Source organism: Acetobacter orleanensis (genome assembly GCF_001581005.1).
Taxonomy (GTDB): domain Bacteria; phylum Pseudomonadota; class Alphaproteobacteria; order Acetobacterales; family Acetobacteraceae; genus Acetobacter; species Acetobacter orleanensis.
Genome location: NZ_LHZV01000062.1, coordinates 21,904 through 35,437 on the forward strand (window position 1 = coordinate 21,904; position 13,534 = coordinate 35,437).

Annotated in this window: 10 protein-coding genes; 6 read left to right on the forward strand and 4 right to left on the reverse strand. The window is 56.8% G+C overall.

Annotated elements, in window-relative coordinates:
• Positions 1 to 44: 44 nt before the first annotated feature.
• The 4 genes from AD949_RS07940 to AD949_RS07955 all read left to right on the forward strand — a co-directional run bounded on the left by AD949_RS07940 (position 45) and on the right by AD949_RS07955 (position 5,803).
• Positions 45 to 2,276 (forward strand): FUSC family protein, encoded by a 2,232-nt coding sequence (locus tag AD949_RS07940; RefSeq protein ID WP_048836893.1) that lies wholly within the window; start codon positions 45 to 47, stop codon positions 2,274 to 2,276.
• 117 nt (positions 2,277 to 2,393) lie between these two features.
• Complete coding sequence (gene nadA, locus AD949_RS07945; protein ID WP_257007543.1) at positions 2,394 to 3,386, forward strand: quinolinate synthase NadA; 993 nt, start codon at positions 2,394 to 2,396, stop codon at positions 3,384 to 3,386.
• 56 nt (positions 3,387 to 3,442) lie between these two features.
• Positions 3,443 to 4,300, forward strand: a complete 858-nt coding sequence (gene nadC / locus AD949_RS07950; protein ID WP_048836894.1) for a carboxylating nicotinate-nucleotide diphosphorylase — start codon at positions 3,443 to 3,445, stop codon at positions 4,298 to 4,300.
• A 261-nt stretch (positions 4,301 to 4,561) separates the two neighbouring features.
• Positions 4,562 to 5,803 carry a glycerate kinase type-2 family protein gene (locus tag AD949_RS07955; RefSeq protein WP_244463454.1) on the forward strand — a complete coding sequence of 414 codons (1,242 nt, stop codon included), beginning with the start codon at positions 4,562 to 4,564 and terminating at the stop codon, positions 5,801 to 5,803.
• Between the two features lie 7 nt (positions 5,804 to 5,810).
• On the opposite strand, the gene AD949_RS07960 is transcribed toward AD949_RS07955, so the two are convergent.
• The 4 genes from AD949_RS07960 to AD949_RS07975 all read right to left on the reverse strand — a co-directional run bounded on the left by AD949_RS07960 (position 5,811) and on the right by AD949_RS07975 (position 11,078).
• A complete protein-coding gene (locus AD949_RS07960) occupies positions 5,811 to 6,452 on the reverse strand; it encodes a uracil-DNA glycosylase family protein (protein ID WP_082064877.1) in 642 nt (213 codons plus the stop codon).
• 144 nt (positions 6,453 to 6,596) lie between these two features.
• A complete protein-coding gene (locus AD949_RS07965; RefSeq protein ID WP_048836895.1) occupies positions 6,597 to 8,012 on the reverse strand; it encodes a c-type cytochrome in 1,416 nt (471 codons plus the stop codon).
• Positions 8,013 to 8,068: 56 nt separating this feature from the next.
• Positions 8,069 to 10,303, reverse strand: coding sequence for a PQQ-dependent dehydrogenase, methanol/ethanol family (locus AD949_RS07970; RefSeq protein WP_048836896.1), 2,235 nt, complete (start codon positions 10,301 to 10,303; stop codon positions 8,069 to 8,071).
• A 232-nt stretch (positions 10,304 to 10,535) separates the two neighbouring features.
• Complete coding sequence (locus AD949_RS07975) at positions 10,536 to 11,078, reverse strand: 2'-5' RNA ligase family protein (protein ID WP_141325350.1); 543 nt, start codon at positions 11,076 to 11,078, stop codon at positions 10,536 to 10,538.
• 119 nt (positions 11,079 to 11,197) lie between these two features.
• Between AD949_RS07975 and AD949_RS07980 the strand changes: the two genes are divergently transcribed.
• Positions 11,198 to 11,974 carry a Bax inhibitor-1/YccA family protein gene (locus AD949_RS07980; RefSeq protein WP_048836908.1) on the forward strand — a complete coding sequence of 259 codons (777 nt, stop codon included), beginning with the start codon at positions 11,198 to 11,200 and terminating at the stop codon, positions 11,972 to 11,974.
• A gap of 629 nt (positions 11,975 to 12,603) precedes the next feature.
• Positions 12,604 to 13,530: a ubiquinol oxidase subunit II gene (gene cyoA / locus AD949_RS07985; RefSeq protein ID WP_048836898.1), complete on the forward strand. Its 927-nt coding sequence runs from the start codon at positions 12,604 to 12,606 to the stop codon at positions 13,528 to 13,530.
• Positions 13,531 to 13,534 lie beyond the last annotated feature (4 nt).

A 13,534-nucleotide genomic window follows, 5' to 3' on the forward strand; every position in this document is an offset into this window, starting at 1 on the left:
GGCATGGCAGGTCTTTCCTTACCCACCGTCTGGCTGTGTGCTGCATGAGGCGTGCAGCGCTTTCCGCTGGCCAGTTCTGGCTCGCACTTGCGCAGAGTGCGCGCCAGACTCTGCTTGGGTCCGGGCCACCGCGTAAGCTTGACCATTTGCGCTGGCTGTATGCGCCAGACCTTCTATCATTCGGATACGCGCTGCGGACCACTATTTCCGCACTGATTGCCCTTGGTATTGCCCTGTGGTGGGAACTCGGCAGCCCGCAATGGGCCGCGCTGACAGTCTGGATGGTAGCGCAGGGCACGCGCGGCAAGTCCATTGCCAAGGCGCGCTGGCATATGTTTGGCATGGTGGTAGGGACCATCTGCGCCATTGTGCTGGTGGCCTGTATGCCACAGGCACCGCTGCTCTATCTCTTTTCTCTGGCAGGCGGCATCGGGGTGTTCTGCTTTATCGGCACTCTGCTGCCCGGCCCTGCCGCCATGACCAATTACCGTATTCACGGGATGCGCGCCTCTGGCTTTACCTACGCCATTATTGCGCTGGATGGGGTTTTAGCGCCCGACCATATTTTTGAAATTGCCATGGCGCGCGCCACCTACATCACGCTTGGCATTGTGGTGGAAACCACCATTTCTTCCCTGTTCCAGTATCAGCTTGAAAACCGCGCCAAAAACCGGCTTGCGAGCAATTTTGTGCAGGCGCTCAATGGGGTGACGCGCGTTTTAAGCCGCCTTGTGCAGGGAGACCGAGGGTCCGTCACCAACTCGCCCGAAGTCTTTTCCACGATTCTGACTCTGAGTGATCAGGTGGAGTTTGCCGAGATTGAAATGGGCAAGCACCAGCACGAAGGAGACCATGCACGCGCGGCCCTTGCGGCCATGACGGTGCTGATGTCTCGCGGGCTGGATCTCGCAGCGCTGTTGCAGGTGCCGGATAGTGAGGGCGGCCATTATCAGCAGACAGCCGCCGATGTCGCGCATTTTTTGCAAACTCTCCCGCCGCGTCTTGACCAAGGGCAGCCCATTGAACCCGTTATGCGGGATCTGGACGAGCTCTGTGCCGTCTGCCGCCAGCTTGCGGCCTCCTGTCTGGATGAAGAAATGGTTGCGGCCCTGCATGCGCCTGTTGACCGGGATCAGGAGCGTGTCATCTCCCGGCAGGGCCAGCTTCTGCACAAGATGGGAGAAATGATGGATGAACTGCGGCTGGCGCTTGAACAGTTTGAAATGAGCCGCAACCCGCAGCCGCATGACCGTTTCCGCTATGCCATGCGGACGTATCGAGACTGGCGGATGGCGTTTACCAACAGTCTGCGGGCGTCCGTCACCATTTTCTGCTCCGGGCTGGTCTGGGTTGCCACCGCATGGCCTGATGGCCTTACCTTTATGATGTTCGTCTCCATTGTCTGCGCTCTGTTCTCCACTCTGGAGCAGCCCGCCATGGCGACAAAGGCGTTTCTGCACGGTACCATCTGTGTCATTGGCATGTGCGGCCTGCTGGATCTGTGGGTGCTGGCGCAGCCCACCACCTATGAGATGCTGGCCATGTGTCTGGCCGTGCCCATGCTGGTAGGCGGGCTGGCCTTTGCCTATCTGCCGATCATTCTCGCGGCGGTGGCGTATAATCTATTTCTGCCTATTCTGGTGGGGCCGCTTAATCAGGGCAGGATGGACGAACTTTTGTATTTCAACACCGCTCTGCCGCTCCTGCTGGCTATGGTGTTTGCCATGTGGATGTACCGGGTGTTTCTGCCGTTTGACCCGGCAGGTCTGCGCTGGGACATACGGCTGACCATTCTGCGCTCCTTACGGCGGCTGGCCACCCAACGCGAGATGGAACGGCCAGCGGAGGTTGTGGGCCGGAGTGTGGATGGCTTTGTGCGCCTGTCCAGCATGACACCGGATAAAAACTCTTTTGTGCTGAACCGGTATTTGAGCGGCGTGCTCTCCGGCATGACCATTGGGCTGAACGTGTTGCGCCTGCGGGCCATTCTGGCGCAGGGTGTGCTGCCACCGGGTGCTCAACGCGCCACGCAGGCCATGATGAATCGGATGCAGCGATTTACAGGCCGTTACGGCGGTCAGTATGGGCGTACGGCCCGCGCTACCCGTCTGGCCGTGGACTATCTTGTGCAGCGTGAGCAGGTGGAAACCAACCTTTCCGTGCGGGTTGAAATGCTGCGGGCGTTAGCCAGCCTGCGGGTGATTGAAACGGAGCTTGAGCAGAACCGGGATTTCTTTGATGCGTCCTCCCCTTATCTGGACAAGGCGTTTTCCTGACCGTGTTTTGACTCACCCTGCCTCGGCTGGCATGGAAAATTTCTCCCGCACGTCTTTGGTGCGTCCCGGTAAAGAGATACTGTGCTCTCTTTCTGTTTTTAAGACGGATACTGCAAAATGACCGCCTCCCTTCAGATGTCATTCTGGCAAGAGCAGGCAGACAGCCTATACCCACGGGTCAGCCACGTTATTCCAGCCATGGAGTGGCCCGCGTTTTCTGAAGATATCGCAGCCATTCTGGCGCTCAAAGAAAAGCATAACGCGGTTATTCTGGCGCATAATTATCAGACACCGGAAATCTTCCACTGTGTAGCGGACGTAAAGGGAGATTCCCTCGCTCTGGCGCGTAAGGCGCAGGAGGTGGAGGCCGATGTGATTGTGATGGCAGGCGTGGCCTTCATGGCGGAAACCGCAAAGCTGCTGAACCCGTCCAAAAAAGTGCTGCTGCCTTCTGTTGAGGCCGGATGCTCTCTGGCGGATTCCATCACAGCGGCGGATGTCCGTCTGCTGCGGGCCCGCTACCCCGGTATTCCTGTGGTGACTTATGTGAACACCTCGGCGGATGTGAAAGCGGAAAGCGATATCTGCTGCACTTCCGGCAATGCGCGCAAGGTGATTGAAAGCCTTGGCGTGGAGGAAGTCATTATGATCCCCGATGAGTTTCTGGCGCAGAATGTCGCTCGGGAAACTGGCGTGAAAATCATCACATGGAAAGGCCATTGTGAGGTGCATGAACGCTTCACGCCGGAAGAAATCCGCCAGTGGCGGGCTGCGTGGCCGGGTTTGGTGGTGCTGGCGCATCCGGAATGTCCGCCCGAGGTCGTGGCGGAAGCGGATTACTCTGGTTCGACGGCCGGAATGTCGGATTTTGTAGCCTCTGGTAAAGCCGGGCGCGTGCTGCTGGTAACGGAATGCTCCATGAGCGACAATCTGGCTGTGGAGCACCCGGAGGTCGAGTTTGTCCGCCCCTGTAATCTCTGCCCGCATATGAAGCACATTACGCTTTCCGCCATCCGCAAGGCGCTGGAGCGGATGGAGGTTGAGGTGACGGTGGATGCCAGCGTGGCAGACCGCGCCCGCCTGTCTATTGAGCGGATGCTGGCTGTTTAAAGCTCTGCTCCCCTTATCTGGAAGAGCCCCTTATCTGAAAGAGAATGAGAGTGTCTATGCTGCCTCCCCTGCCTGATATCATGCTGGAACCGCTTGTGCGGGCCGGATTGCTGGAAGACCTCGGGCGCGGGGGGGATCTGACAACCAACGCCGTACTAAAAGGCTCGGAGCGTATCCGGGTTTCTCTGCGCTGCCGGGAAAAAGGCGTTCTGGCCGGGCTGGATCTTGCCAGACTGTCCTTTCATCTCATGGACCCTTCGCTGCTTTTCGAGCGGCTGAAAGTGGAAGGTGCTCATCTGGAGCCGGGGGATGTCGTGGCTGTGGTGGAAGGTTCTGCCCGGTCCATTCTGACAGGTGAGCGGGTGGGGCTGAATTTTCTCTCGCATCTGAGCGGAATTGCGACAGCTACGGCGGATATTGTCGCCAGTATGGCGGGCACAAAAGCACGTCTGTGCTGCACCCGCAAAACACTGCCCGGCCTGCGGGCAGTGCAGAAATATGCTGTGCGGGCGGGGGGCGGTATCAGCCACCGTATGGGGCTGGATGACGCCATTCTGATCAAGGACAACCATATCGCACTGGTGGGCAGCGTGCAGGAAGCCGTGGCGCGGGCCCGTAAGGCCGCCGGACATATGGTGAAAATTGAGGTTGAAGTGGATACACCAGACCAGTTGCAGGAGGTTCTGGCGGGGGAGGCGGTGGATGCCGTGTTGCTGGACAACATGCCGGTGCCTGTACTGCGCACGTGCGTGGAGATGATCAATGGCCGCCTGCTGATGGAAGCCTCTGGTGGCATTACCCCGCAAACGGCAGCGGCCATTGCGCAAACGGGGGTGGATCTGCTGTCCGTCGGCTGGCTGACGCATTCCGTCAGATCGCTTGATTTTGGCCTCGATTTTGAAAAGACGCTTTGAGCATCCTGTCTCTCACAGGAAAATGACTATCGGCAGAGGGTTCAGTTTTCTGAGTATGCCACCCTCGGAGCAGGTTGCGTGTTAAGTTATAACGCGTAATCCTGATCCCCTGAGTTCATCGCCAGAACGTCATGGCCAGAACGGCGTGGGATGATGCTCAAGAAAAGAGGGGCAGCCTTTATGTCAGAATCGTTTAACCCTGCATCGTCCCGCCCGGCGGAAGACTGGTCGGAAACACGCGTGCGGGTTTTCCTGCGTGAAATGTTTGATGCCGCCGTGGCCAGCGCCAGCCCGTTCCATGTACTGGCGCGTTTCCTGCCGGAAAAGCCTAAAGGCCGTTGTGTGGTGGTCGGCGCAGGGAAGGCGGCAGCCTCCATGGCGGCGGCGCTGGAAGCCGCATGGCCCGATGTGCCGCTGGAAGGCGTCGTGGTCACGCGGGATGGGCATGCCATGCCCACACACTCCATCCGCGTGCTGGAAGCCTCTCACCCCGTGCCGGATGAACGCAGCGAACAGGCCGCGCGGGACATTCTCAAAACAGTCAAAGGCCTTCGGGCCGATGATCTGGTCATTGCTCTGATTTCCGGCGGTGGCTCGGCGCTTCTGGCATTGCCTGCGGAGGGCATTACGCTGGATGAAAAAAAGCAGATCGCCCGCAAGCTTCTGCATTCCGGCGCGACTATTACCGAAATGAATACGGTGCGTCGCCATCTGTCCGCTATCAAAGGGGGCAGGCTGGCACAGGCGGCCTATCCCGCACGGGTGGTGACGCTCGTTATCAGCGATGTGCCGGGGGATGACCCCGCCGTTATTGCCAGTGGCCCGACCGTGCAGGATGAGACCACGGCGCAGGATGCGCTGCGTATCGTCCAGAAATATGATCTGACTTTACCCCCCGCAGCGCTGGCCCTGCTGCAACGGGAAGCCGATGCCACCCGTCAGGCCCGTCCCCCTGTGGCGGAGGGTTCGAGCCTGACGCTGATTGCAACGCCCTTTTCCGCGCTTGAAGCCGCAGCGGAGGTTGCGCGGCGCGCTGGTATAACACCCGTTATTCTGGGGGATGCGCTGGAAGGCGAAAGCAGTTCAGCCGGGGTTGTGTTCTCGGGCATTGCTCGGTCTGTCAAACAGCACGCCCAGCCTGTGGCGGCTCCGGCTGTTTTGCTGAGTGGCGGAGAAACTACCGTGACCATCAGGCCGGGCGAAAAGCCGGGCCGAGGCGGCCGTAATACGGAATTTTTGCTAGCCTGTGCGCAAAGTCTGGCAGGTGAGCCCGGAATATGGGCGATGGCCGGGGATAGTGACGGGATTGATGGCACGGAAGACGCCGCCGGAGCCTTGATCGGCCCGCAGACATTGGCGCGCGGAGCCGAACAGGGGTTAAGTGCAGAAGATTTCCTGAAACGGCACGATAGCTACAGCTATTTTAAAAAGCTGGATGATCTGGTGATAACCGGGCCAACTCTGACAAACGTGAACGATATCCGTCTGATACTGGTTTTGTAAAAACCCCTTAGTCTTCCAAAGCGTGTCTGACAGCATCACGCAATGCGGGAATGATGACGTTCTGAAACTCTGGTGTTTTCTGCTCCCATGCGCCGGTGCGCCATGAGGGGTGTGGGAGCGGAAAATACTGGGGAAGGTACGAGCGGAAACCCAGAACGCGCTCAAAAACCTTTCCTTTTCCCAAAGTATAATTCTGCGCGTAAGAGCCCACCAGCAGCGTCAGCCGCAGGTTGGGCAGGAAAGACAGGATGCGTTGCCGCCAGAGGGACGCACATTCGGGCGGTGGTGGCCGATCTCCGCCTTTTGGCAAAACACCCGGGTAGCAAAAACCCATGGGAATAATGGCAATTTTCTCTGTGTCATAAAAAACATCCGGGCTCATATCCAGCCATGAACGCAGGCGTTCGCCTGAAGCATCGTTAAACGGAATCCCGGTGTTATGAACATGCGTGCCCGGTGCCTGCCCCGCGATAAGGAGCCGCGCGCGTGGGGAGAGCCTTACAACGGGCCGTGGCCCCAGCGGGAGTTTATGTGCGCAGGCTGTGCAGCCGCGCAACTCTTTCAAAAAACAGCCAAGAATTTCGTCCTGCTGTTCTGAAGTGCTGCCTGCGGGAAAGCCGGAAGTCTGTGTGGAAAAGAGAGACGCCATGCCATGGATATGTGGTGGCGGCGTTCATTTCACAACGGGCATTTTTTCAAGAATGTCGTACATAAAAAAACACCGCGCGGGTAAGACCTGCGCGGTGTTTTATGCTCTGCCCCAATTAAGGGGCAAAGTGAGAATAGAGGCGGCTTATTGAGCTGCGTCTACACCCGTGTGGGTCTGCGGAGAGAATGTCCAGCCAGCACCGTAAGGCTGCGGATGCATGACACCCCATGTCGCTGCGCCATCACCACCAGAGCCCCATGCGGACGTGGAGATCGGAGTATGATCGACACGCAGCTTCTGGATGTCGGCAGCCGTGACGTTTGCCGGAGCCTTGTTGCCCCAAGACGTGCGGATGAAGTTCACGACATCAGCCATCTGCTGGTCGGACAGAACGCTCTTGTAGCCGGGCATGGCCACAGAAGACGGAGCCCAGTTGGTCGGCGGCAGAACCGCACCGTCCACCACAATGTGAGCAACGGATGTCGGGTTTTCAGACACGACAATCGGGTTGCCTGCCAGAGGCGGGAACATACGGGCAACACCACCACCATCGTTACGGTGACAGATGGCGCACTGTTCAACATACACGCTGGCACCGGGGGTGCCGGACGTGTTGTTGGAGTCCAGAGCCTGTGCCGTGGAGGCATCATACGTGTAGTCACCCCGTGCCGGCGGAACCGGAGGCAGGGACTTCAGGTATTTTGCCATGGCGTGCAGGTCAGAATCCGTGAAGTACTGGGTGCTCCAGCCCACCACGTCTGCCATGCCACCAAAGACGGCGGAATGGTCGATACGGCCAGATTTCAGGAACTGGTAGAGGTCTTCTTCAGACCAGCGACCAAGGCCCAGAACCGGATCGTTCCGCAGGCTGGGAGCAATCCAGTTATCAATCGGGGCACCACCACCCAGGAATTCAGGACCACCAGCGGCGTCCAGAGCTTTTTCCTGCATGCCAAAGCCGCGCGGCGTATGACAGGCTCCGCAATGGCCCGGACCCGTTACAAGATATTCACCGCGGGCAATATCAGCATCCGTGCCGGGAGCCGGGGTAAAGTCCTTGGGGGTCGGCGCAAACACGGACCGCCAGATGGACAGCGGCCAGCGCATGGACAGCGGCCATGAAATGCCGACAGGCTTGTTTGCCTGCGCAACCGGCTTCACGCCATGCATGAAGTAGGCATACAGTGCCTTCATGTCGTCCTGCGTCATCCGTGCAAAGGACGGATACGGCATGGCCGGATAAAGCGTGCTGCCATCCTTACGGATGCCATGGCGCACGGCCTCATCAAATTCCTTGAACGTATAGGTGCCGATCCCGTTGGTGGGGTCCGGCGTAATGTTCGTGGAATAGATGGTGCCAACGGGGGTCTTGATGGACAGACCCCCAGCATACATCTGGCCATGCAGCGCTGTATGACAGGCTACGCAGTCACCCAGACGGGCAACATACTCACCTTTTTTTACCAGTTCATCATCAGTGCTCTGGGCATGGGCCAGAGAAGTTCCTGCCAGAAGCCCGACAGTGACCGCCCCTAGGGCGGCTTTCAGTCCTTTGATCATCGTTTTTACCACTGTATCGCTTGTGTACCGAATGACGTCATGACTCTGCCGGACCATTACGGCGTAATGCCGAGGGTCGCGTTTTCAGGAATGCCCTTGTCATTCTTACGAGCATCCACTTCACGCTGGTAGGTTTCGTTCGCGCGTTTGATGATGAACTGGCGAATGCTTTCGATCTCATCAGGCTTAACGCTCGAGTCAAAACGGTCCATGCCGAAGGCGGTCAGAGCACCACGACCAACAACATTGTAGAACGCGTCCTGATGACGGATTGCACCAGACCAGCGCAGATCAGGCAGCACACCACCGCCTTCTGCGTTGTCGCCATGGCAGGCGGCGCAATAAGTCTGGAACAGGAAGTAGCCGTTGTCTGTCACCTTGGTGTCATACTGTGCCGGCGGCTTGACGGGCACGAAACCCTTGTCGTTCTGCGGCGGCAGAACAGCATTGCCATCTAGAGAGAAAGCGACAACGCGGGAGTGGTTGACTGTCCAGCCAGATGTACGGGCCAGACCACCAAGGAAGAACGGATAAATACCGCCCCAGCCCACTTCTACAGCCACAAACTGCTTACCGTTTGCCTTATAGGTAATCGGCGGAGCAATAATGCCGCTCTGTGCGTCAAAGTGGAACAGGTCCGTGCCGTTTGTGGCGTCGTAGGCGTGGAATTCACCGTTTGCCAGACCCTGGAACAGGAGGTCACCGCCCGTTGCCAGAATACCGCCGTTCCACGGACCTTTGTGGTCTACAACCCATGCAGCTTTCTGTGTCTTCGGATCCCAGGCAATAATCCAGCCCTTCAGATCTTTCATGAACGCCGTGCGGGCTTCCGGTGTATCCGGCAGACCAGCTTTGTTCATGTCCAGACCGAGGTTCCATGAATCCGGATGGGCTTTAAAGCCACCAACCTGACTTTTATACAGGAACGGAACCTGCTGGCCCGGAATGTAGACCAGACCCGTTTTGGGGCTGTAGGCCATGGCGGCAAAGTTATGCCCGCCCAGATCACCCGGAATGCCGTACCATTCCTTGCCGTTCAGGGTGTAGAGCGCATCAGGGTTATAGATCGGACGACCGGTTTTGGGGTCCAGACCCTGTGCCCAGTTCTCATACACATAGTTATTGCCGGACAGGAATTCACCCGTTTTGGCATCCAGAATGTAGAAGAAACCGTTTTTGGGCGCATGCACAATCACATGGCGCTTTTCGCCATTAATCGGCAGGTCAAGCGTCATGATCTGCTGGACAGAGGTGTAATCCCACTGGTCCATCGGCGTTTCTTGGAAATGCCAGACATATTCGCCAGTTTCAGGCTTGACCGCGACGATGCTGCCTAGGAACAGGTTATCGCCAATCCCGTCGGAACGGTATTTGTAGTTCCATGGGGAGCCGTTCCCGACGCCCAGATAGACCAGATCAGCTTCCGGGTCATAAAGGATGGAGTCCCAGACCGTGCCGCCGCCGCCCTGCTTCGTCCAGGCGCCCGTGGGGCTCCATGTCTTGTAGGCTTTGCTCATCAGCGCAGAGTCAGACGCTGCGTGGTCAGGCTGATTCTTGTTGTTGGGAACCGTATAGAAGCGCCAGTCCAGCTTGCCGGTTTCCGCATCGTAAGCGGACACGAAGCCACGGGCACCAAATTCGGAACCACCGTTCCCGATCAGAACGCGTCCTTTTGCAATGCGGACAGCGCCGTCAACCGTATAGGAACGCTGCTGGCCCAGAGAGGCGTCTTTGGGGATGGTGTTCACGCTCCACACCAGCTTGCCGGTTTTGGCATCCAGTGCGATCAGGCGACCATCAAACGTCCCGAAATAGACCTTGCCGTTCCAGTATGCCGCACCGCGGTTTACTGTGTCACAGCAGCCCTTGTCGGCGATGTTGCCGGGGGTGCGCGGGTCATAGGCCCACAGCAGCTTACCGGTCGCGGCGTCCAGCGCCTTCATTTTGGACCAGTTGGTGGTGGCATACATCACGCCATCTACAACCAGCGGCGTACCTTCCTGTCCACGGTTTGTGTCCAGATCGTAGTACCAGGCCAGCTTCAGGTTACCAACGTTGGACCGGTTGATATCCTCTAGCGGGCTGAAGCGCTGTTCCGTGTAGGTACGGCCATAGGAAAGCCAGTTTTCAGGGTGATCATCCGCATGGATAATTGCTTCCCCTGTGTTGCTGCTGCTTTGGTCGTCAGCGTAAGCAGGCACCGCCGCATACGGCAGTGATGCGGCGCAGATCGTTCCAGCCGCGAGAATTCCTAGCAGCGAACGTCTCTTGGCGGAGGCGGGGCGGGTCATACGTTAGCGTCCTCGACTGATATTAAGGTGAGGAAAGAAGAAAAAAGCCGGCAGGCCGGTTTCGGACACTCAGCCAAGAGGCCCACTTTCTGTCAATCACACCAGATGAATAGCTGCCTCCATCTTCCGGGCTATTCTATAGCTGTTACAGCAAGGTAAGGGCGGTCAATCCTGCTGTAGCTGCATGATCACGGACTGTAATGATTTATGTTATAACGCGTGAGGACAGGACTTAAAACACCCCGCCAAAAGGATATTCCTCCTCTGGAATAATGAGAGGGGTTTCCTCGTTTTTCCAAGAGCTGAAAAGGGTAATTTCGGAAACGTACTGGGTGGAAAATGTCTGTGGGTGATGCATCTGAATCCACTGGCTCACGGCAGGGGGCGGAACGTCCGTAACCTGCGCCAGAGGAATGGTAAGGGGGCTGTGTGCTCTGGGGTTCAGCATGCCTGAGCGTTGCATGGCGGCACGGATTTTCACGGAAAGGTGATCAATCTGTGGCGCCTGTATCTTAACCCCGAGCGTGATTCGCCCAATGTGGTGTGAGAGTTCAAATCCATCTGTCGTGTAGGAAAGCGGCGCAGATGGGCAAACGTTCCGCAAAGCATGATCAATTTCTTCCAGAACCGCAGGATTGGTGACGTTGCCTACCGTGCAGAGTGGCAAAAAGAGGTAAGACTCCGGGGTCCAGCTTTTGTCTGGAAAATGCGCCTGAAGCCCGAGTAGGGTTGTTCTCTGTTCCGCAGGAAGTGTCGCGCCAATTATAAGGTACATCGTCAGGCCCTCATCAACTCTCAGGCTGGTTATGAAATAGGCCTTCCACCCTTGACGCAGGGGCAGGGCAGCCACAAGTATAAAACAACCCCGGCATGTCCGGACAAGGAGAGGAAAAAATGTCGTTCAGTAACGACTACCGTTCACCCACAGCAGCTTCTGGCTGGAACGCTCAGGCTGGCGCGTTGGATGCAGGCCTGCGCGCCTACATGCTGCGTGTTTACAACTGGATGGCTTCTGGCCTGCTGCTGACAGGCATTGTGGCCTATGCCGTCGCCTTTACCGGCCTGCGGAACCTGTTTTTCCATCTGGTGCCCATGGCGGGCGGTCTGGCTCTGCGCCCCACGCTGTTGGGTGATCTGGCCATGATTGCGCCGCTGGGCTTCGTGTTGGTGATGTCTTTTGGAGTGAACCGCCTGTCCAGACAGGGGGCTCAGGGTCTTTTCTGGGCTTTCTGCGCCACCATGGGTGCCAGCATGGCCAGCATTTTTCTGGTCTATACCGGCGTTTCCGTTGTGCGTGTGTTTCTGGTGACAGCCTGCACCTTCGGCGCAACGTCTCTGTGGGGTTACACGACCAAGGCGAACCTGCTGCGGTTCAGTTCCTTCCTGATGATGGGGCTGTTCGGTCTGGTGATTGCCGGTCTGGTCAATATCTTCCTGAAAAGTTCTGCGGTTTATTTTGTCTACAGCATCATCGGGGTGCTTATCTTCACGGCGTTCAGTGCGTTTGATGCGCAGCGCATCCGCGTGACCTATCCGCAGTATGCGGCGTATGAAGGGCCGGATGAAGCAGCAAAGCGCAGCGTGTATGACGCGCTGAGCCTGTATCTGAACTTTATCAACCTCTTCCAGTTCCTGCTCCAGTTCATGGGCGTGCGGAGTTCCAACGACTAAGGTTGGAAAGACAGAGGGCAGACTCTTCGGGAAGAGGAGTCTGGATCAATCTGGAAAGCCCGGTCTGCAAAGGCCGGGCTTTTTTGTGTGACCAGCTATGCAGTGACGGAAAGGGCTTCTGCTCATTCGGAATGCGTTCAAAATAAGACTTATGTTGAACACGATGAAGTGGCTCACACCTCTGTGATTTGGTGTCGCACAACATAACACATTGATTCAATTAAGAAAAAAAATCAGGACATTTTCAGTATGAAATATTCTGTAATAAATAGTGAAGTCTTGTCACCCTCGAAATTCAGGGAAATAAGACAGTAACGAAATGTTCCTTAGGGAATAGATCGACTGTGACGAAAGGCTGATGGAACTTTTCGGACATTGAGAATCTGCGCTTTAGGAATAGAGTAGGGCGCAAGGCGTTTTCGCTGCCCGAGGAGCCTGTTGAACTGTCGTTCCGGTTCGGATTTCGCTCATCTCTTCATTTTGAGGAGATGAATGGTCCGGGTGGGGTTGCCGGCACTTTGGCACCAAGGGAGCCGGAGCGCGGTTTCTTGCTGTTGTCGGGCTTCTATGGCAGCAGGAGCGAAGAGTCTTTGTGAGGCTAAGTAGATGTCAGAACCAAGAGGCGTGCGATGAAAAACAAGTTACTGGCGAGAATGGCGCGATTGGGCGGCCTATCGTCAGCGTTGCTGCTTGCCGGGTGTGAGATGGATGTCTTGGATCCGAAGGGCCCGGTTGGCGATGGGGTGAAATCACTGATTGCCACCTCTACAATCGCAATGCTGATTGTGGTCGTTCCGACCATCATTCTGTCTCTGGCTTTTGCCTGGCATTACCGCCAGTCAAACACCAGTGCGGAATACCTCCCCAAGTGGTCCCACTCCAACAAGGTCGAGCTGATCATCTGGGGCGTTCCGTCCCTGATCATTCTCTTTCTTGCGGTGATCACCTACCAGACGAGTCATTCTCTTGACCCGTACAAACCGCTGGAAGCCGAAGCAACAACCAAGCCACTGCATGTGGAAGTTGTGGCGCTGGATTGGAAATGGCTGTTTATCTATCCGGAACAGGGTATTGCGACCGTCAACCAGCTGGCTATTCCGGTTAACACCCCCGTCGATTTCGTAATCACCTCTGATTCCGTGATGAACTCTTTCTTCATCCCGCGTCTTGGTTCCATGATTTACGCAATGGCCGGTATGCAGACCCAGCTTCACCTTCTGGCCAGTGAGCCGGGTGACTATCTGGGTGAATCCGCCAACTACAGCGGCCGTGGCTTTTCTGACATGAAATTCCGCACGCTGGCTGTAAGCGGTGATGAATTCAACGCATGGGTTGATAAAGTGAAGTCTTCCTCCGAGCAGCTGGATGGTCAGACCTATCCGAAGCTTGCTGCCCCGAGCGAAGCAAATCCTGTCGAATATTTCGCACATGTTGAACCCGGATTGTTCAACACGATCGTGGCCAAATACAACAACGGCATGGTCATGGACAAAAGCACTGGCAAAATGCTTCAGGTGCAGCAGTCCGCGATGTCCGACATGAATATGAAGGAATAGGATC